The organism is Tabrizicola sp. (genome assembly GCF_036781545.1).
Taxonomy (GTDB): Bacteria; Pseudomonadota; Alphaproteobacteria; order Rhodobacterales; family Rhodobacteraceae; genus Tabrizicola.
Map to the genome: position 1 here is coordinate 1 of NZ_DAIQAT010000025.1, position 20,285 is coordinate 20,285.

The 20,285-nt window shown below is 65.2% G+C and carries 15 protein-coding genes and 1 pseudogene; 13 read left to right on the top strand and 3 right to left on the bottom strand.

Annotated elements, in window-relative coordinates; translation table 11 throughout:
• Positions 1-182: 182 nt before the first annotated feature.
• Positions 183-1,199 carry a nitroreductase family protein gene (locus tag V7Q39_RS06630; protein ID WP_333815771.1) on the bottom strand — a complete coding sequence of 339 codons (1,017 nt, stop codon included), beginning with the start codon at positions 1,197-1,199 and terminating at the stop codon, positions 183-185.
• A 295-nt stretch (positions 1,200-1,494) separates the two neighbouring features.
• On the opposite strand from V7Q39_RS06630, the gene V7Q39_RS06635 reads away from it, so the two are divergent.
• The 8 genes from V7Q39_RS06635 (at position 1,495) to V7Q39_RS06670 (ending at position 10,025) form a co-directional block, all read left to right on the top strand.
• On the top strand, positions 1,495-2,268 hold the full coding sequence (locus V7Q39_RS06635; protein ID WP_333815772.1) for an aspartate/glutamate racemase family protein: 774 nt from the start codon (positions 1,495-1,497) through the stop codon (positions 2,266-2,268).
• A gap of 8 nt (positions 2,269-2,276) precedes the next feature.
• Positions 2,277-3,179, top strand: coding sequence for an ABC transporter permease (locus V7Q39_RS06640; protein WP_333815773.1), 903 nt, complete (start codon positions 2,277-2,279; stop codon positions 3,177-3,179).
• Positions 3,179-3,985, top strand: a complete 807-nt coding sequence (locus V7Q39_RS06645) for an ABC transporter permease (RefSeq protein WP_333815774.1) — start codon at positions 3,179-3,181, stop codon at positions 3,983-3,985. Before V7Q39_RS06640 ends, V7Q39_RS06645 begins: the two co-directional genes overlap by 1 nt.
• A gap of 29 nt (positions 3,986-4,014) precedes the next feature.
• Positions 4,015-5,112 carry an ABC transporter substrate-binding protein gene (locus V7Q39_RS06650; RefSeq protein ID WP_333815775.1) on the top strand — a complete coding sequence of 366 codons (1,098 nt, stop codon included), beginning with the start codon at positions 4,015-4,017 and terminating at the stop codon, positions 5,110-5,112.
• 78 nt (positions 5,113-5,190) lie between these two features.
• Entirely contained in the window at positions 5,191-6,264 is a 1,074-nt protein-coding gene (locus V7Q39_RS06655; RefSeq protein WP_333815776.1) for an ABC transporter ATP-binding protein, read from the top strand.
• Between the two features lie 34 nt (positions 6,265-6,298).
• A complete protein-coding gene (locus V7Q39_RS06660) occupies positions 6,299-7,858 on the top strand; it encodes a hydantoinase/oxoprolinase family protein (protein ID WP_333815777.1) in 1,560 nt (519 codons plus the stop codon).
• The gene (locus V7Q39_RS06665) at positions 7,855-8,946 is read left to right on the top strand and encodes a DUF917 domain-containing protein (protein WP_333815778.1); all 1,092 of its coding nucleotides are present in this window, start codon (positions 7,855-7,857) and stop codon (positions 8,944-8,946) included. Before V7Q39_RS06660 ends, V7Q39_RS06665 begins: the two co-directional genes overlap by 4 nt.
• A complete protein-coding gene (locus tag V7Q39_RS06670) occupies positions 8,943-10,025 on the top strand; it encodes a DUF917 domain-containing protein (protein ID WP_333815779.1) in 1,083 nt (360 codons plus the stop codon). The genes V7Q39_RS06665 and V7Q39_RS06670 overlap by 4 nt, the downstream gene beginning before the upstream one ends.
• Before the next feature lie 7 nt (positions 10,026-10,032).
• On the opposite strand, the gene V7Q39_RS06675 is transcribed toward V7Q39_RS06670, so the two are convergent.
• Together V7Q39_RS06675 and V7Q39_RS06680 are read right to left on the bottom strand one after the other, a co-directional pair.
• Positions 10,033-12,615 (bottom strand): LuxR C-terminal-related transcriptional regulator, encoded by a 2,583-nt coding sequence (locus V7Q39_RS06675; RefSeq protein ID WP_333815780.1) that lies wholly within the window; start codon positions 12,613-12,615, stop codon positions 10,033-10,035.
• A gap of 251 nt (positions 12,616-12,866) precedes the next feature.
• A pseudogene (locus V7Q39_RS06680) lies at positions 12,867-12,971 on the bottom strand (IS5/IS1182 family transposase); the annotation flags it as partial.
• Between the two features lie 182 nt (positions 12,972-13,153).
• Between V7Q39_RS06680 and V7Q39_RS06685 the strand changes: the two are divergent.
• The 5 genes from V7Q39_RS06685 to V7Q39_RS06705 all read left to right on the top strand — a co-directional run bounded on the left by V7Q39_RS06685 (position 13,154) and on the right by V7Q39_RS06705 (position 20,282).
• Positions 13,154-13,531, top strand: coding sequence for a hypothetical protein (locus V7Q39_RS06685; protein WP_333815781.1), 378 nt, complete (start codon positions 13,154-13,156; stop codon positions 13,529-13,531).
• Positions 13,532-13,756: 225 nt separating this feature from the next.
• Positions 13,757-14,422: a response regulator transcription factor gene (locus V7Q39_RS06690; RefSeq protein WP_333815782.1), complete on the top strand. Its 666-nt coding sequence runs from the start codon at positions 13,757-13,759 to the stop codon at positions 14,420-14,422.
• Between the two features lie 32 nt (positions 14,423-14,454).
• Positions 14,455-15,858, top strand: a complete 1,404-nt coding sequence (locus V7Q39_RS06695; RefSeq protein ID WP_333815783.1) for an ATP-binding protein — start codon at positions 14,455-14,457, stop codon at positions 15,856-15,858.
• A gap of 285 nt (positions 15,859-16,143) precedes the next feature.
• Positions 16,144-17,172 carry an efflux RND transporter periplasmic adaptor subunit gene (locus V7Q39_RS06700; protein ID WP_333815784.1) on the top strand — a complete coding sequence of 343 codons (1,029 nt, stop codon included), beginning with the start codon at positions 16,144-16,146 and terminating at the stop codon, positions 17,170-17,172.
• A gap of 5 nt (positions 17,173-17,177) precedes the next feature.
• Complete coding sequence (locus V7Q39_RS06705; protein ID WP_333815785.1) at positions 17,178-20,282, top strand: multidrug efflux RND transporter permease subunit; 3,105 nt, start codon at positions 17,178-17,180, stop codon at positions 20,280-20,282.
• Positions 20,283-20,285: the final 3 nt, after the last annotated feature.

Genomic DNA, 20,285 nt, shown 5'->3' on the forward strand with positions numbered 1-20,285 from the left:
GCATCAGACTACGAATCTGAGGGTCGGGCGTTCGAATCGCTCCGGGTCCGCCATTCCTTCTTGCACATCGGAAATCGTGGTCAACATGCTGAACGGCATGGATAAATGTGCCGCTTTAAACCGATCGCGGCGCGTGTAGCGCTGGCGTTCGGAAAAGGCGCGTTTCCCGAAACCCAGGGCAGTCAGCCCGCGGCACGCCCCTCGCGCTTCAGTGGGGCGTTCAGCGCCAGTGCCAGATCCAGCGGCTTGCGTTGCGAGACGGGGACAGTCAGCCGCTCGGGAAGGTTGCCGAAGCCGATCATCGTGATCACGAGGCTGCTGTCGGGAATGCCCGTCAGCGCGCGCAGTTCGCGGTCTCGCTGGCGGGTCACCGACCAGTTCAGCATCACCGCGCCCAGCCCCTCGGCATGGAAGCCGTAGGCGAGGCTCATGGCGAACATGCCGCCATCGACCCATCCCTGATAGCGTTCGGCCGCCGTCTCCCAATGCGCGAGGTCCGAGGTCACCACCGCGACGCCGCCCAACTGGTCGCCGAAGCCGCGGTTGCCATTCTGCAGCGCGATCACCCGCTGCATGGGCAGGGGGTCGGTCCAGATCCAAGCGCGGCAGGTCTGGCGGTTGCAGGAACTGGGGGACTGCTGCGCCACCCGCACCGCCCGCGCGATCTTTTCGGGATCAACCGGGCCGGGGCCGAACTGGCGGATGGAATGGCGGGCCTCGGCGAAGGCCAGGAAGTCGATCTGCCCCCGGGCGCGGATTTCCCCGGCGGTCACCTCCTCGCTGCCGCCGCGCAGGCCACTGTCGCCGCCGTCGCGGAGGGTCTCCACCTGAGCCGCGAGATCGGGCAGCGGCGAACCTCCCGCCGCGTTGAAGGCCAGATAGGCGGCCAGCGTCTTCAGCGCGATTTCCACCGTCGCATCCCGCCCGCAGCGGTCTATGTAGGTGCCCAGATCGACAGCCAGCTGCCGGGCCTTGTCCAGCCCGTGGCCCGGCTGCGCACCCGCAAGCGACAGGCCGTATTCCAGGAAATGCAGGCCGATGGCGATACGGGCGCGCAGGTTCTCCTTCCCGCGGGCTCCGCAGGTGAAGGAATGGCGCCAGTAGCGTCGGCCGTCGTAAAGCATATTGGCGGCCAGTTCCGCGGCCTTCCGAAGCCGTGCCGCGATCGGCGGGGCGGGTTCCGGCAATTCCCGGCTCATGCGCGATTCCTTCCTGTCTGTGCCCCGGAGCTTGAGTCGCCTGCCGGCACTGCGCAAGCGGGCGGGACCTGAAGGATAGCCCCCGGTTTCGGCGCTGCAGCACCGAGGTCGACAATAATTATCATTTAGATACAGCATATTGAAATCATATCCCTATTCGATAGGATAGGTTTTTCTGCCCCTCGGTCTGATCTTCGGCATCCTTATGACTTGCCGACCTATCCCTTGTCGCGGGTTCTGCGATGCGGCCTTTGGTGCCAGCCTTGCGAAAACAACATGGCCAACGGAGGTAACAATGACGGATCAGCGCAGCATCCATGTTCGCGTCGTCTCGCCGATTTCCACCCAGGGGTTCCGCGCCCCCGGTGCGCTTGCCGCGCTTGAATCGCCGGGTGTCATCGTCTCCGGGTCGCAGATCAGCCGCGGACCCGGCTCGATCGAAAGCGAATACGAAACCGCGATGGCCGTGCCCGACACTGTGGCCCGCATCATCGAGGCCGAACGCGAGGGCGTCGATGCCGTCATCATCGACTGCATGGGCGACCCCGGCCTGCGCCCCGCGCGCGAGACGGTGCGGATCCCCGTGCTCGGCCCCTGCCAGACCGGGATGCACATCGCCGGGATGCTGGGGCACAAGTTCTCGGTGGTGACGGTGATGCGCCGCCTGCGACCGAGCTTCGAGAACCAGGCGGCGGTGGCGGGGCTGACCTCGCGTCTGGCCTCGGTGCGATCGGTCGACATTCCGGTGCTGGAGCTGGAAAAGGACATGGCCGTCACTCGGGCTGCGCTGGTCGACGAGGCGCAGAAGGCGGTCGAGATCGACGGGGCCGAAGCGATCATCTTCGGCTGCACCGGCCTGATGGGCTGTGCGGGCGGCGTCTACGAGGGGCTTCTGGCGCGCGGCATCGACATTCCGGTGATCGATCCGATCCCGACGGCGGTGAACATCGCCGCGGCGCTGGTGCGGTCGCGGCTGAGCCATTCCGCGCTGACGTTCCCGCTGCCGCCGGTCAAGGCGATGCCGGGCTACGACTTCATGCCGGACCTGCACCTCAAGGCCGCGGAATAGGCACGGGGATGGCCGATACCGCGATCTCCATCGGCGGCGGCCGCCGGCCGCGGCGCGTGCTGCGGCCCGCTTTGTGGTGGCTGGTGGTGCCGGCCGTCCTGTTCCTGCTGCTGTTCTTCCTGATCCCGGTCGCCTCGCTTTTCGCGATCAGCTTCGACAAGACCGCCTCGGGTGTGATCACCTTCCAGGGCGACTTCACGCTGGACAATTTCCAGCGGATCTTCTCGCGCGCGCTCTACTTCGAGGCGATCGGCCGTTCGGTCGGGATCGGCGCGGTGGTCACGGTGATCTGCCTGATCATCGGCTACCCCCTGGCCTTCGTCATCGCCCGGACGCTGCGGCCGGGCGCCGCCACGCTGCTGACGATCCTGGTCCTCTCGGCGCTGCAACTGGACATGGTGATCCGGCTTTACGGGATGATGGTGCTGATGGGCGACAACGGCATCATCAACACGGTGCTGATGGGCGTTGGCGCAATCGACCGGCCGCTGCCGCTGATGTATAATATCTTCGGCGTGATCGTCGGGCTGGTGCAGGTGACGCTGCCCTTCATGATCCTGTCGCTGATCGGCGCGATCAAGTCGATCAATCCGTCGCTGGAAGAGGCGGCCCGCAGCCTGGGCTCGACCCGCTGGCACGTCATGCGCACCATCACCTGGCCGCTGTCGCTGCCCGGGGTCTATGCCGGAACGCTGCTGGTCTTTGCGCTGGCGATCTCGTCCTACGTCGTCCCGGCGCTGATGGGCGGCTGGAAGGTCATCACCCTGCCGATCCACATCTATCAACAGATCGCCGAGGTCGGGCGCTGGCAGTTCGGGGCGGCCATCGCGTCGATCCTGTTCGTCACCGCGATGATGGCCATGGCGCTCTACATCCTTGCCCTGCGCCGCAATGCCGGAGGCCGCGTGTGATGCATGACGTGAACCCGATCCCGATGACGTTCAAGTTGGTCTCGGCCGTGGCGCTGGTCATCTTGCTGGTTCCGGTGCTGGTGGTGGTGATGGCCGGGCTGAACTCGGGGGATTTCCTGACCTTTCCGCCCGAGGGCGTGTCGCTGCGCTGGGTGATCTCGTTCTTCCGGTCGAAGATCTTCCTGCCCGCCTTCGGCGTCAGCTTTGGCCTCGCGCTGCTGACGACGCTGATCTCAACCGTGCTGGGCACGATGACGGCGATCTTCCTCACCCGGTCGAAAAGCCGGGTGAAGGAACTGCTGCGCGGGATCATCGTGCTGCCGGTGGTGCTGCCGGGCGTGGTGCTGGGCCTTGCGCTTTATATTTTCTACGTCTGGACGGGCGTGGGGCTGGCGCGCAGCTTCTGGGGCCTGCTGATCGGCCATGTGCTGGTGACCCTGCCCTTCATCGTGGCGACGATCACCGCATCGCTGGTCGATTTCGACCTGTCGGTCGAAGAGGCGGCGCGCAGTCTTGGCGCGACGCCCTGGCAGGCCTTCCGCAAGGTGACCCTGCCGATCATCGCACCGGGGGTCTCGGCCGGGACCATCTTCGCCTTCATCATCTCCTTCGGGCAGTTCGAACTGACGCTGTTCCTGTCAACGCCCGACATCCAGACCCTGCCGATCGCGATCTACACCTCGCTGCGCTACGCCTTCGAGCCGACAGCCGCCGCCGCAGGGATCTTCGCCATCGCGCTTGTCATCACCTCGACGCTGGTCGCCTCGCGGCTGGTAAACATCAAGAACCTGCTGAACCGGCGCTGAGACCGGTTGGCCCAACACGGAGAAAGACCATGCAAAAGCAAGGACTAAGCCGCCGCAGCGTGCTGAAGACGGGCGTTGCCGCCGCCGGTGTCAGCCTGTTCAACATCAACCACGCCTGGTCGCAGGACGTGGCCTATGACGGCGAGGTGTTCGACGCTGGCGGACATGTGCTGAATGTCGCCGAATGGGGCGGCTACTGGCAGGAGACGCAGAACCGGCTGCTGCTGGACAGGTTCCAGAAGGAGTTCAACTGCAAGATCCAGTATGACAGCACCTTCCCCTGGTTCCCGAAGTTCGTCGCCAACGGGCCCGAGCGGCCTCCGGTGGCGATCTGCAACTGGAACCTGCCCGAGATGTTCAAGACCCATCAGGCCGGCGACTATTTCCTCGATGTCGAAGAGATCAAGGCCAATGTCCCCAACACCGCCAAGCTGTGGGACTTCGCCCTGCGCACCGGCATCGGCGTGACCTGGGCCTTCTCGCGCTATTGCTACGCCTACCGCACCGATGCCGCGGGCGGCGCGCCCACCGGGTTCCGCGATTTCTGGAAGCCGGAATTCGCGGGCCGTCGCGGCACCTACATTACCTCGAACACGCTGCAGATGATGTTCTTCATGGCCTCCAGCTGGGCCTTCGGCAGCAGCGAGACCGATTTCGACGCCGGCTACCAGGCGATGCGCGACGCGATGCCGATGAAGATCTCGGATTTCACCGGCAACATGGCGACGCTGCTGGAACGGGGTGAGATCGACATCGCCGTGCAATCCGACGCCGAGGCGTTGCTGCAGAAGGAAAAGGGCGTTCCGGTCGATCTCTACTACTGGGACGAATACAAGGGCATCCTGACGCAGACCAAGACGATCAGCAGATATGCCGATCCGATGTCGAAGAAGCTGGCCTTCGCGCTGCTGAACCGCACGCTCGAAGCCGATTACCAGACCGCCTTCGCCGACGAGTTCTGGATGCGGCCCTCGAACCGCGATGCGGTGATCCCGGAAAAGATGGCCGCGCTCGGCGTGGTCAATTCCGCGGACGCGACCGACGGCCTGCACATCCCCGACTGGCAGACCTACCTCGATCACGAGATCGACATCGTCGAGACGGTGAACGAGATCTTCGGATCGTAGTCCCCCGCCTGGGGCGGCGCGCACCGTCTTCGGACGTGCCGCCCCTTTTTCCCGCATTCTGAAAGGGACGATCTCCCCGTGTCCGACATTCGACTGGAACAGCTGACCCGCAGCTATGGCGATGCAAATGCCGTGGACAACGTGTCGCTTGCGATCGCCGAGGGCGAATTCTACTCGCTGCTCGGGCCATCGGGTTGCGGCAAATCCACCACGTTGCGCATGGTGGCGGGCTTCGTTGCGCCGACCGCCGGGCGCATCCTGATCGGCGGTCAGGACGTGACGGACCTGCCGCCCGAACGCCGCGGCATCGGGATCGTGTTCCAGAACTACGCGATCTTCCCGCATATGAACGTGGCCGAGAACATTGCCTTCGGGCTGAAGTTGCGCCGCAAGTCGCGCGACGAGATCCGCACCGCAGTGACCGACGCCCTGGCCCAAGTCGGGCTTTCCGGCTTCGAAGACCGCTACCAGCGCAACCTCTCGGGCGGGCAGCAGCAGCGGGTGGCGCTGGCCCGGGTGCTGGTGACGCAGCCGCGCATCCTGCTTCTGGACGAGCCGCTCTCGGCGCTGGACAAGGCGTTGCGCGAGGAAATGAAGTTCTGGATCAAGGACCTGCAGCAGCGGCTGGGGATCACCACGATCTATGTGACCCACGACCAGGACGAGGCGCTTACCATGTCCGACCGGATCGGCGTCATGCGCGCAGGCAAGGTCGAGCAGTCGGGCACCCCGCGCGAGATCTACGAGGAACCCGCTACGCTGTTCGTGACCACCTTCATCGGCCAGTCCAACGTGCTGGAGGTGACGGTCGGCCCGCGCGACGGCGACCACGGCAGCGCCGTGCTCGAGGGCCGCCGCCTTCTCGCGGCCGGGGGCGCGGGCATCGCCGAGGGCACGCCCGCGCGGCTTGTCGTCCGGCCCGAGAACATCCTGATGGGCGAAGAGGTCGCCCGCAACGGCCTTGTCTCGCTGGAGGCTCGGGTCGTGGGCGAAACCTACCAGGGCGCCATGATGCGCTATCGCCTGCGGGTCGGTGCGCAAGAGCTGGTGGCCGAAAGGCAGAACCAGTCGCACCTGGCCCGCTGGCACCCCGGCGACACCGTCCAGATCGGCTGGGACCCCGGCCGCGCAAGACTTCTTCCGGCGGGCTGAACCGCCGATCAATCCCTGATGAAAGGACCTGCCAATGCGTATCGGCATTGATGTGGGCGGCACCAACACGGATGCTGCCATCCTCGACGGCGACCAAGTGATCGGCGCCTGCAAATCCCCGACCACCAGCGATGTCAGCTCGGGCATCAAATCCGCGCTGACCATCGTGATGGAGCGGACCGGCGTTTCGGCCGGGCAGATCGAGGCGGTGATGATCGGCACCACGCATTTCACCAATGCCGTGATCGAACGCCGCCGTCTGCTGGAAGTCGCCGCCATCCGCATCGGCCTGCCCGCCACCAAGGGCGTGCCGCCGTTGACCGACTGGCCCGCCGATCTGGCCGATGCCCTGGGCCGGCACTGCTTCCTGCTGCGGGGCGGGCACGAGTACGACGGCCGCCTCATCGCGGAACTGGACGAGGCCGGCCTGCGCGAGGTCGCCGCCGAGATCCGCAAGCGCGGGCTGCGCAGCGCCGCCGTCACCTCGGTCTTCTCGCCGGTCACCGCCGAAATGGAACTGCGCGCGGCCGAGATCCTGCGCGAGGAGGTGCCGGAGCTGAAGATCACCCTCAGCCACGAGATCGGTCGCGTCGGCTTCCTGGAGCGCGAGAACGCCTCGATCATGAACGCCTGCCTTGCCGACCTGTCGTTCAAGGTGGTCGAAAGCTTCCGCAATGCCCTGCGCGAGAAGGGGATCACCGCGCCCTTCTACATCAGCCAGAATGACGGCACGCTGATGACCCCCGGCCATGTCGAACGTTACCCGGTCCTGACCTTCGCCTCGGGTCCCACCAACTCGATGCGCGGTGCGGCGCGGCTGGCGGGGCTGGGGGATGCCATGGTGGTGGACATCGGCGGCACCACCTCGGACGTGGGAATGCTGATGCAGGGCTTCCCGCGCGAAAGTGCCGTGGCGGTCGACATCGGCGGGGTCCGCACCAACTTCCGCATGCCGGACGTCCTGGCCATCGGACTGGGCGGTGGTTCCATCGTGCGCGACAACGGGATGCGGATCGGTCCGGATTCGGTGGGATACGAGATCACCACCCGGGCGCTGGTCTTTGGCGGCGACACGCTGACCACCACCGATGTGGTGGTGGCCGCGGGCCTGGCCGACGTGGGCGACAGGTCGAAGGTCGCCCATCTGTCGCCCGAGTTGGTCGAGAATGCGATCCGGACCATCCACCGCATGGTCGACGAGGCGGTGGATCGGATGAAGACCTCGTCCGAACCGCTGCCGGTGATCCTGGTCGGCGGCGGGTCGATCCTGATCTCGCGTGACCTGCCCTCGGCAAGCGAGGTGCTTCAGCCCCAGAACGCCGGCGAGGCCAATGCCATCGGGGCCGCTATCGCCCAGGTCGGCGGCGAGATCGACCGGATCTATGCCATGGAGGGCCGCTTCCGCGACGAGGTGCTGGCCGAGGCCAAGGCCGAAGCCAGCGCCAATGCGGTGGCGGCCGGGGCCGACGCCGCCACGGTCAAGATCCTGGACATCGAGGAGGTGCCGCTGGCCTACCTGCCCGGATCGGCCACCCGCATCCGCATCAAGGCGGTCGGCGACCTGAAGCCCGAGGCGAAGGAGGCCGCGGAATGAAGCTGGATTCGCAGGACCTTGCCGATCTGGCGGTCGGCGCGGCCTTCCTCGGCACGGGCGGCGGTGGCGATCCTTACATCGGCCGGCAGATGGTCCAGATTTGCCTGGACAAGGGGCTGGAGGTCGATCTGGTCGATCCCGATACCCTGAAGGACGACGATTTCGTCATCCCCACCGCCATGATGGGCGCCCCCACGGTGCTGGTCGAGAAGGTGCCCTCGGGCGAGGAGGCCGTGCATTCGCTGAAGCGGCTGGAGCGACGCCTCGGCAGGACGGCGACGCATACCATGCCGATCGAGGTGGGCGGCATCAACTCGACCATCCCGCTGGTGGTGGGGGCAAGGCTGGGGCTGCCGGTGGTCGATGCCGACGGCATGGGCCGCGCCTTCCCACATCTGGAGATGGAGACCTTCGGCGTATACGGCGTGCCCGGCTGTCCCATGGTCGTCAGCAACGAATGGGGTGACAGCGCCCTGATCGAGGCCACCGACAACCGGGTCATGGAATGGCTGTCGCGGGGGGTCGCCATACGCATGGGTGGAGCGGCCTATATCGCCGAATACGCGATGTCCGGCGCCGATGTGAAGCGGACCGCAGTGCCCCGCACCATGTCGCTGGCCATCCGCATCGGCCGGATGCTGCGCGAGGCGAAGGCCAGCCACCGCAATCCTTTCGACGCGCTGCTCGGGCTCCTGCCCGACACGCTCTATCACTACGGCCGGATCATCTTTGCCGGCAAGATCGCCGACATGCGGCGCGAGACCCGCAACGGGTTCTCCCTGGGCACGGCGCGGATCGACGGGCTGGGCCGCTGGAAGGGGGTGATGGAGATCGAGATCCAGAACGAGAACCTGATCGCCCGCGTCGGCGGCGAGGTCCGCGCCATCGTACCTGACCTCATCTGCATCATGGACAGCGAAACCGCCGAGCCGATCACCACCGAGAATCTGCGCTACGGCCAGCGGGTCACCGTCATGGCGGTCTCGGTCCCCGAGATCATGCGCACCCCCGAGGCGCTCGCCGTATTCGGCCCGTCCTGTTTCGGGCTGAAGGAACCCTATGTGAAGATCGAGGAGCTGCCGGCATGAGAATCCTGACTGCCGCCGATCTGGAAGACATCGCCTTCGGTGCGGCCGTGCTGGGCACCGGCGGCGGCGGAGACCCCTATATCGGCAAGCTGCTGGCCCGAACGGCGATGGAGCGAAACGGGCCCGTGACGCTGATCGGCCTGGACGAGGTGCCGGACGGCGCCCATGTGATCACCTGCGGGGCGATGGGCGCACCCACCATCGTGCTGGAAAAGGTGCCTTCGGGCGACGAGATGCTGATGGCGCTGCAGTATTACGAAAAGACCACCGGCCACAGGGTCACCCATATCATGCCGTTCGAGGCGGGGGGCCTGAACTCCTGCTACCCGATTGTCCTGGCCGCGCAGACCGGCCTGCCGCTGATCGACGCAGACGGCATGGGGCGCGCCTTTCCGCAGCTGGAGATGGAGACCTTCAACGTCTACGGCGTACCTGCCGCACCCGTCGCCATGGCGGACGAGAAGGGCAATCTGGCACTGGTCGAGACCGACAGCGCCGCCAAGGCCGAATTCATCGCCCGGGGCATCTGCATCCGCATGGGCGGGCAGGCCAGCCTTGTGAACTACGGCATGGACGGTGCGACCGCACGCCGCGTCTCCGTCCCCGCGACGATGACGCTGGCGCAGGACATCGGCCGGGTGGTGCGCGAGGCCCATGCCGCCCATGTGCAGCCGATCGACGCTCTGGTCGATTTCCTGCGCACCACCCATTACGGCCATGCCGAGCGTATCGGCTCCGGCAAGGTGACCGATATCGCGCGCCGGTTCGAGAACGGCTGGTCGGTGGGCGTCGTTACGATCACACCTTTCGACGACGGCGCGCCCTATTCGATCCGCATCCAGAATGAGAACCTGGTGATCGAACGCGAGGATGAGGTCTTGGCCGTGGTGCCGGACCTGATCTGCGTGCTGGACCTCGATACCGCCGAGGCGATCCCGACCGAGCGGTTGCGCTACGGCCAGCGGGTCGACATCCTGGGTATCCGCGTGCCGCCGATCATGCGCACGCCCGAGGCGCTGGCCGTCTTCGGCCCCCGCGCCTTCGGCCTGAAGGCCGAATACCGTCCGCTGGGCCTGTGACCGGCCGTCAGGGATCGGGGCGCAGCAGTCCCGATCCCTTGGCCACGTTGATCGCCAGCTGCCGCCGGCCGACGCCCAGTTTGGCATAAAGGTTCTTCAAGTGGAACTTCACCGTCGGCTCGGCCAGGCCGAGCCGCCGGCCGATGGCCTTGTTGGTCAGCCCCTCGTCCAGAAGGACAAGAATCTCGGCCTCCCTTTCGCTGAGGATGCCATGGTCGTGGCGGCTGCGCACCGAACCAGCGGTGCGGGCCAGATAATCCGCAGTCTGCCGACTGATGCGGCTGAGCCCGGCCTTGCGGGTCAGGTCGCGCAGGCTGCGCGCAAGTTCAGGGCCCTCGTCGTGGAACTGCTGCACCTGCTGGCCGGGCAGCGCCAGGATCGCCGCCTGATGCAGTGCCGCCAGCGCCCCCGCCATGTCGCCCGCCGCCCAGGCGAGGTCGGTCTGCAGCAGCGAGGCGCGCAGCAGCATCGCCTCGCGGCCCGGGGTCCGGCAGTCCTCGACCAGCGGTCCCAGCCGGGCCGCTGCCGCATCGAACCTGCCGCGGCGCAGGTCGAGCCGGGCGACGGCCAGCGCCGCCTCGCGTCTTTCGCGGTCGGTCGGCCAGTCCGCAAGGCCGGACAGCTGCCGGGCGATGCCCTCGGCCGTGTCCAGCCGGCCACCCCGGACCAGAAGCTCCAGCCGCAGGATGGTGATCGACAGCCTGAGCCGGTCGAGATCGCGCGCATCCGCCACCTCCAGCGCCATCTGCAACACTTCCTCGGCAGTATCGAAGCCGCTCCGCCCCATCCGGGCGCGGGCCAGAGTCACGTAGCCCTCGACGTAGAAATCCACCCAGCCCTCGCCGCTCGCAAGCACGGGCATGGCGCGCTCCAGCATCTGTTCGGCCTGCGCCACATCCCCCAACAGGTAATGGGTCGAGGCCACAGGCACATGGGCAATGGACAGCAGGTTCTGGTCGTTCCACTGGCGGCTGCGGATGATGGTCTCGGCCTGTTTCCCATGCGTCAGCGCCGCGTCGATCCGGTTCGCCCGCAAGTTCACGAAGGCAAGGTGGATCAGCATGAAGGCCTGCGGATAGCTTGACCGTTCCTCCTGGTAGCAGCTGAGCGCATTCAGCGCGCAGGTCTGCGCCTGCTGGAAATCGCCGCGCCGGGTATGGGCGATGGTCAGGTTGTTGAACAGCCAGCCCAGCCGCCAGGTGTTCTCGCGCCGCTCGCCCGCCGTCATCGCCTCCAGCTCGGCCACCCCGGCCTCGTCCAGGGCGCTGTCCTCATAGACATCCAGCAGGTGCGAGATGTGGTCCAGCACGGCCATCCAGTTCGGCGCATCCGGGATATGGCCGGCGCGGGTCTCCTCGATCAGCCCGTCAACCGTCAGCCGCGCATCGCGGATGCGCCCGCTCTTCGCCAGCATCAGTCCACGACACAGCCGCAGCGAGGGCGTCTGCCGCACCACCTCGTGCGGGACGGCCTGCACAATGCTGCGCAGCACCGTATAGCCTGCCCGCAGGAAGACATTCACCCCGCCCGCCCGCTCGATGGTCTCGACTGCCAGCGCGTAGTCGCCGCTCAGCGAGGCATGAAGCACGGACTTTTCCAGCAGACCGCGCTGCGCGAAAAGCTTGGCGGCGCGGGCGTGGCGGGCGGCGCGGACCTCGGCCGTATCCGCCGCGCCCGATACCAGCGGCATCACCTGCGCCACCAGCGGATGCATACGATACCAGCCGATCTGCTGGCCTTCGTCGATGATCAGCGGCGGCAGGGACTCGATCTCGTTCAGCGTCGCCTCGTCCAGCGGCAGCCCGGCAAGGTCGGCGGCGATGTCGATGGTGAAGTTCGGCAGTTCCGCACAGGCGCGCAGCACCGCCATCCCGGTCGGGCTGACGGATTCCAGCGCCTCCTGCAGGATGAAGTCGCGCAGCGCCGAATGCCGTCCCTCCATCAGCTGCGCGCGCGCCACCGGGCCAGGCCGCCCCCCCAGGATCAGCGCCGCAAGGCTGACGAGCGCAGGCCACGCGCCCAGAAGGCTGGCCAGCGTCTCCTGGTCGGAGGGACCCAGCCAAGGGCCGAGCAACTGGCGGATCTCGTCGCGGGTGAACGCCAGGTCGTTCGACCCGATCTCGTGCAGGAGGCCCCGCAGTCGGAACGGCGAAACCCGGATCTGCGGCAGCTTGCGGCCGGCAAGCGCCAGCCTCAGGCAGGCCGGAGCGTCGGCCAGCAACCATTCCAGCATCTCGGGGCGCCCGGCGATCTGTTCGGCCGCATCAAGGAAGAGGAACACCGGCTCGGTCCGCCGGTGCAGATGGTCCAGCACTGCGGCACATCCTTCTGCCGCCAGATCGAGTGCGGTCGCGATGGTTGCCGCGATGGTCTCGGGCCGGTCCTCGGCCGAGAGGGTCAGCCAGGCCGCCGTCTCGCCCCGCTCGGACAGCCGCGCGTGGACAGCGGCCATGATCTCGGTCTTGCCGTATCCAGCGGCCGCATGGATCAGCACCACCTGGCCGCCAAGCGCCTTGGTAAGCCTGTCGACCAGTCCGATCCGCCTCAGCCTGCGGCTGAGGTTACGCGGCGGCTGGTGATGATCGTGCAAGGGTCCCAAGCGTCTCTCTGTCCCTGTAACTCCCAGCCGGAAACCAGAATTGCCAGAGGCATTCTTATACTGCGCGCATCTGCATATCGATGCCGGAGGACGCGGCGACCTTCAACTTTTTCAGCTGGGACAGCAATGGGGGTAGTCCGGATGACCCCAATCTCGGCAAAGGAACATTGACGCCGGAAAATCGAGCCGTCCTTCCCCGGTTCAACAGCCTCGACCTGCCAGCATCAGGATTCGCTGTTGTCTCATAGCCAAAACCCGGCAGCGGAGAGGAAGGCCTTCGAACATCTGTCGCTGCGGGTGGCACCCCTGCGCCACTCCTTCAGTCGGCCGAACATGATCTCGACCCTGGCGACGGCGGTGGCTTCGGCAAATATTTCCTGCGCCGACCGTTGTCAGAAAAGCTGACGAGATCGGCGCAGGTTTGATCGGTTCGCAAGCAAACCGATCACGCATTCAGATGTCTGCCTCAGGGTGACGGAAGCGGCGCCTCTGCCCGGCCAGGCGCAAATCCGCCGGGCGGCAACAAGAGATGGGCATCGACACCAGGCCCCCGCGGGCCTATCGGTGGGGGTGGAAGCGGTCCGAAGGACTGAGTGCGGCCGTCGCCATGCGAGACGATCTCGGCGTGAAGGATGCCTCCGTCAAACCCGCCTTGGACAATGACCGACTCTCCCTTTGTCACAGCATCGAGATTCTCGCCGCGTGGCCCCAGATCGACGAGCGCATGGCCGCTCCCGTCGTCGAGGATGAACTTGTTCCCGAAAATCTCGGCAACGGTACCTTTCACGGCAGCGGAGTTCCCGTCCTGCAAAGCAGAGACCGCGGTCGGTTGCAGCAACATGACCTCCTGCGGGCGCCAGCGCTGTGCAAGCTCGAAACCGACAGCACCCGCCGCAGCACCGATTGAAAGAACGCCGATCGCGACTCCTGCCAGCAAACCGCGCCGCTGACGCCGTGTCGTAGTCGGGGATTGGTCCGTCTTCCGGAGGGGATCATTTTCATTCATGGATGGCTCCTGTTATCAGATTGGAATGGCAAGAGCATAGAAGACGTAGATCAACCCAACCTGAACCAGTTCGTTCAGGTTGCGTTAAGCTTCAGCGCCTAAGCGTCGACCCGAGGTAAAACCGGCATGAAGATTCTTTTGGTCGAAGACGATCACATGCTCGCGCATGAAATCGCCCAAGCTCTACGCAATGAAAACTTTGCAGTCGATGTCGCGTCAAATGGCGAGGATGGGCAGCATCTTGGCGATACCGAACCCTATGACGCCGCCGTCCTTGATCTCGGTCTGCCAAAGGTCCCCGGCGTCGAGGTTCTTCGCGCGTGGCGAAAGAACGGCCGTCAGCTTCCGGTGCTGATCCTGACCGCTCGCGATGGCTGGACCGACAAGGTGGATGGTTTCAAGGCGGGGGCCGACGATTATCTGACCAAGCCGTTTCGTGTTGAAGAACTGGTGATGCGGCTGCGGGCAGTTGTCCGACGCGCCGCCGGCCATGCGACGCCTAAGATCACCTGCAGATCGCTGACTTTGGATGTGCAGACGGGCCTCTTCGAATTCAACGGACTTCCATTGAAACTCACGGCGCTGGAATGGCGGGTTCTTGAATGCCTGATCATGCGCAAGGAGACGGTCGTCGAGCGAGGCCTGCTGGCAGAAAAGGTCTATGAAGGCGACGCCGGAACGGATTCGAATTCACTGGAGGTGATCATCGCGCGATTGCGACGGAAGATTGGCAAGGACGCCATCGAAACCGAGCGTGGGCGCGGCTACAAGCTTTCAGCGATCCCGGGATGACATCGCAAAGGAAATCGCTGAGCGGACGCCTGATGGCAGCAGCAGGCGTATTCATTGCTGTCGCGCTCATTGTTGCAGCGATCATGATCGCCTTCGTTCTACAGCGTTTCATACAGGGGCAGATCGATCAGAGGCTTGATGCCCAGATCGTCTTCCTGACCTCGATGCTGACTGCCGATCATCACGGCAACATAAGGCTCGTCGGCGATGCGGATGGCCCGCCTTTCGACACGCGTCAGCAGGGGTGGTACTGGAAGATTTCCGGACCGGAGAATGTCTTGCGGTCTCGATCTCTCGACGGGGCCGATCTCGATCCACCCGACGTCAACGGCAGGCCGCCGCCGCCACCCCCGGATCCCCTGAGGAGCGAGAAGCTTCCATCAGACACTCGCCCAGCCCCTGCGGATGGCATCGGTCCGCTAGATCAACTGCTCCATTTCCGCATCCAAAGCGTCAATGTGGAGGGTCTGTCGGTAACCATCGCGACTTCCGCGCCACGATCTGCAGTTCAAAAGCCGCTCAAGGAAGCGATGTTGACGCTGGGCGCATCGCTGGGGATCCTCGCGATCGCATTGGTCTTCGCCATGCTGCTTCAGGTCAAACTGGGCCTGCGCCCGCTCCGGCACCTCAGGCAGGCAGTTGCCGAGATACGTTCCGGACAGCGCGAGCGGCTGCCCGACGGACAGCCGCTCGAGGTGCAGCCTCTGGTCGACGAACTCAATGCACTGCTTGTCCAGAACGCCACAAATCTGGAACGTGCGCGCCGGCATGTTTCGAACCTGGCGCATGGTCTGAAGACGCCCCTCGCAACCCTGTCGCTGGCGTTGCCCAAGGCATCCGGCGACAATAATAGCCTCCACAGCCTCGTGACGGTGATGGACCGGCGGATCCGTCACCATCTGGGGCGGGCGCGCTCGGCCGCGACCAGTGGTCCGGTGCGGGCAAGAACGCTTGTCGCATCACGAGCACGGGATCTGGTTCTGGTGCTCGCCAAAGTGAACGCCGAGAAACCCATCAAGATTATCGACGAACTCCCGGCCGATCTTGTGGTGGCTTGCGAGCCGCAGGATGTCGATGAGATGCTTGGCAATGTCCTCGAAAATGCCTTCAGATGGAGCCACACAAAGGTCGCTATAGGAGCAAGCATACAGGGCCGCGATGTTCTCGTCGTGGTCGAGGACGACGGGCCAGGTCTGTCTCCGGATCAGATGTTGAAGGCGATACAGGCAGGTCAGCGCCTCGATGAAAGCGCGCCGGGCTTTGGTTTTGGCCTCTCGATCACGCGAGAGCTGGCCGAGCTCTACTCCGGCTCTGTCGACCTGGGAAAATCGGCGCTCGGCGGCCTGCGCGTATCATTGCGCCTGCCGCGCGGCGAGCCTCTCGTGGAGGTTCTCGATTCCGGGGAACGACGGCCTGCGCCGACAAGGGCCGACTGACAATCGCCAGAGTGGTTTGACGCACCGGGCCTGGGTCGGCTGACGGTGTGCTTGAGCCAACTGCGGGCGATCTCCACGCGATCTCCATCATATCTCCGCGGATTTTCGACGCCGTGACGGCAGCACAGCGCCTGAAGAAATCGCTGGTTGAAAGACATGACGCGCCGCAGACTCGCAATTCCCCTGTTTGTTGTCCTGGCAGCAGGACTAGTTGTCGTCCTGTTTCCGCCCGGCGCGTCCACCAAGGATCAGGGGGCGGGGGGACAGGATGTCTTTGCTCAGGTCATGATCGAAAGGCTGCGGCCCGAGCGGGTCGTGCTGAAGGAGGAATTGTCGGGTCGGATCGCTGCCTGGCAGCGGGTGGAGATTCGCCCTCAGATTGGCGGCGTGATCCTAGAGCGGCTGGTGGACGAAGGGGCGCGCGTCGCCGCTGGGGATGTTCTTTTCCATATTGATCCGGCACCTCTGAAGGCTGACCTCGCCATGGCAGAGGCCGCTTTGGCGCGCGCCGAGGCGGGGGTAGCCCATGCCCGCAGGGCGGTCGAACGCTCTGATGCGCTTCTGGCCCGCAGCGCGGTCAGCACCGAAAAGAATGATACCGCCCGCAACGATCTGGCGCTGGCCGGGGCGGGTCTGGCCGAAGCCCGCGCCCAGGTCGAGCGAAAGCGTCTGGATCTGGAGTTTGCGACGCTGCAATCGCCGATCGACGGCTATGTGGCGGCTGGCCTGGCCGACCCCGGCGGACTTGCTTCTCCGGGGGGCGGGACCGCTCTGGCGGTGATTCAGGACCTCGACAGGGTTTATGTGGATATTCGCCTGCCAGTGGCCCAGCTTGATGCGGTCCGCAGCGCCGCCGAAACCGGGCTGGGGCCGGTCGAGATCGCAACCGATCACGATCAGGGGCCTGTGCTGCAGGGGCAGCTGAAATTCTCGGATGTGATCGTCGATCCGGGCACAGGAAACGTCTCGGTCCGCATCGAGGTGGCAAATCCTGAGCTTGCCCTGCTGCCGGGCATGTTCGTGCGGGCTGTGGTTCCGGCAGGAATGGTGCCGGATGCGCTGCTGGTGCCGGAAGACGCCGTGCTGCGGAAGGGCGACGGCAAGGCGCAGCTGGTCGTCGTATCCGAGGCGGGCGAAGCCACGCATCGCGCCGTCACGCTGGGCGCGCGCATCGGAAACCGTGTCGTGATCACTTCGGGGGTCAGTCCCGGCGAAGCCGTTGCCATCGCGGGGCAGGACCGGGTGCCGGAAGGCATCCCGACCGCCGTCACGATCCTTGCAGACGCCGTCCCGGCCCAAGCCCAGCAAAAGTAAGCACCATGTCGCAATTCTTCATCGGCCGCCCGGTCTTTGCCTGGGTCATCGCCATCTTCATCGCCCTTGCCGGTATCGTCGCGATCCCGCAGCTTCCGGTCGCGCGCTTTCCCGACATTGCACCACCGAGTGTCAGCATCTTCACCAGCTACCCCGGGGCCGATGCGCAGACGGTCAGCGACAGCGTGATCCGTCCGATCGAAAAGGAACTCTCAAGCGTCAAGAACGTGCTCTACTACGAATCCACGGCGGATTCGACGGGCGGCGCCAGCATCACGGTCACCTTCAAGCCGGGCACCGACCCGGAGCTGGCACAGGTCGATGTGCAGAACCGCCTGAAGAATGCCGAGGCGATGCTGCCCGCGTCGGCCCGCCGCGGAGGTGTCGGCGTCGAGGCCGCGGAATCCGGGTTTCTGATGGTGATCACCCTGAAATCGCGCGACGGCAAGACGGATGAGTTGAGCCTGGGCGACTACCTGACCCGCAATCTGGCTGAAGAATTGAAGCGTATCCCAGGCGTCGGGCGTCTGCAGCAGTTCGGCTCCGAACGCGCCATGCGGATATGGGTCGATCCGGTGAAGCTCGGGGCCTATGGCCTGACGCTGACGGATGTGACCGAGGCGATTGCCCGCGAAAACATTCAAGCGACGCCCGGACGGGTGGGCGACGAGCCGACCGTGCCTGGCACCCGCGTCTCGACGCCGCTGGCGCTGCGGGGTCAGCTGACCTCGCCCGAAGCCTTTGCCGCCATTCCCCTGCGTGCGAACACCGATGGATCAAAGCTTGTACTGGGCGATGTCGCGCGGCTTGAGCTTGGCGCGCAGACCCTCGCCTTCAGCGTCAGCAGTGGTGGCAAGGCCGCAGCGGCTGCGGCAATCCAGATGTCGCCCGGCGGAAATGCCGTGCGAACCTCGGCGGCCGTCGAAAAACGGCTGGAGGAACTGCGGCTGGCGATGCCCAAGGACATCGAGGTCACGGTCTCCTACAACACCGCGCCTTTCGTGAAAGTGTCGATCACCAAGGTCGTCCAGACCCTGGTCGAGGCGATGGTGCTGGTTTTTCTGGTCATGCTGCTGTTCTTGCAGAAAATCCGCTATACCTTGATCCCCACAATCGTCGCCCCTATCGCGCTTTTGGGCACTTTCGGGGTGATGTGGCTGGCGGGGTATTCGATCAACGTCCTGACCATGTTCGGCATGGTGCTGGCCATCGGCATCATCGTCGATGACGCCATCGTGGTGGTCGAGAATGTGGAACGCATCATGGCGCGGCAGGGCCTTTCTCCCCAGGCCGCAACCCGTCAGGCCATGAAGGAAATCTCCGGCGCCATTGTCGGCATCACGCTGGTTCTGGCGGCGGTCTTCATCCCGATGGGCCTGGCCGGCGGTTCGGTCGGCGCGATCTATCGGCAGTTCTCCCTGTCCATGGCCGTGTCGATCCTGTTCTCGGCTTTCCTTGCGCTGACGCTGACGCCCGCGCTTTGCGCGACGATCCTGAAACCCGTCACCGGCCATGATCAGGCACGCGGCTTTTTCGGCTGGTTCAACCGCGGCTTCGAGAAGCTGACACGGCACTACACCGGCTGGGTCGGTTGGATGCTGCGGCGCGGCGGAAGAATGCTGGTGATCTATGCCGCGTTGCTGGCGGTTCTGGGCTTTGGCTACATGCGGATCCCGACCTCCTTCGTGCCGGAAGAGGATCAGGGGAACTTCATGGCGATGTTCCAGCTGCCCGCCGGCGCCACCGCCGAGCGCACGCGGAGCGTCATTGCCAAATATGAGGCCCATACCGCCACCCGGCCCGATATCACCGAAAGTATGGTGATCCTTGGCTTCGGCTTTGCGGGCTCTGGTCCCAATGCCGCCCTGGCGTTCACCAGCATGAAGGACTGGTCGGAGCGCAAGACCAGCGTGGACGACGAAATCGCTGCGGCCGAGGCTGCGATGGCGGATAGTCCCGAAGGGATCGCCATGATCATGAAGCCACCGGCAATCGATGCGCTCGGCACCACCTCGGGCTTTTCGCTGCGGCTGGAGGATCGGGCTAACGCCGGGCCTGCCGCGCTGAAAGCGGCAGAGGATCAGTTGATCGCGCTCGCTGCCGCCAGCCCGTTGCTGAGCGGGGTGATGAGCGAGGGCCTGCCGGACGGGCTGAGCATCGGATTGAAGATCGACCGCGAAAAGGCGCAGGCTCTCGGGCTGCGGTTCGACGCGATCAACGAGACGATCACGACCGCGATCAGCTCTGCCTATGTGAACGACTTTCCCAATCAGGGCCGGTTGCAGCAGGTGATCGTGCAGGCCGACGCGCCCGGACGGATGCATGTCGAGGATGTGCTGCGGCTGGAACTGCGCAATCTGGATGGTGGCATGGTGCCCCTGTCCGAGGTTGTGACCGCGGACTGGGAAAACACGCCCCTGCAACAGGAGCGGTACAACGGCTATCCTGCCGCGCGGATCTCCGGATCGGCCGCCGACGGTGTCTCCAGCGGCGCGGCCATGGCCGAAATGGAACGGCTGGCGCAACAGCTGCCGCAGGGCTTTGCGGTCGAATGGTCGGGCCAGTCGCTGCAGGAACAGCAATCGGCCAATCAGGTGCCGATGTTGCTCGCGGCCTCGATGCTGGTGGTGTTCCTGGTGCTGGCGGCACTTTATGAAAGCTGGTCGATCCCGTTCTCGGTCATGCTGGTGGTGCCTTTGGGCGTGTTGGGAGCGGTGGCGGCAGTGCTGCTGCGGGGCACTGACAACGACGTCTTCTTCAAGGTGGGGCTCATCACCATCATCGGGCTTTCGGCCAAGAACGCGATCCTGATGGTCGAATATGCCCGCCACCTGCGTGAACAGGGCATGGGGATTTACCGCGCCATCTTGCAGGCGGCAAAGCTGCGGCTGCGGCCCATCATCATGACCTCGCTGGCCTTTATCCTGGGCGTGGTGCCGCTGATGCTGGCGAAGGGCGCGGGGTCCGAGATCCAGAACGCCATCGGCACCGGGGTGTTTGGTGGTATGGTTTCGGCCACGGTGCTGGCGATTTTCTTCATCCCGGTGCTCTATGTCACGGTCAGCCACCTGACCCGCCAGACGCCCCGCGACCCAAGCCCCAAGGCCTGAACC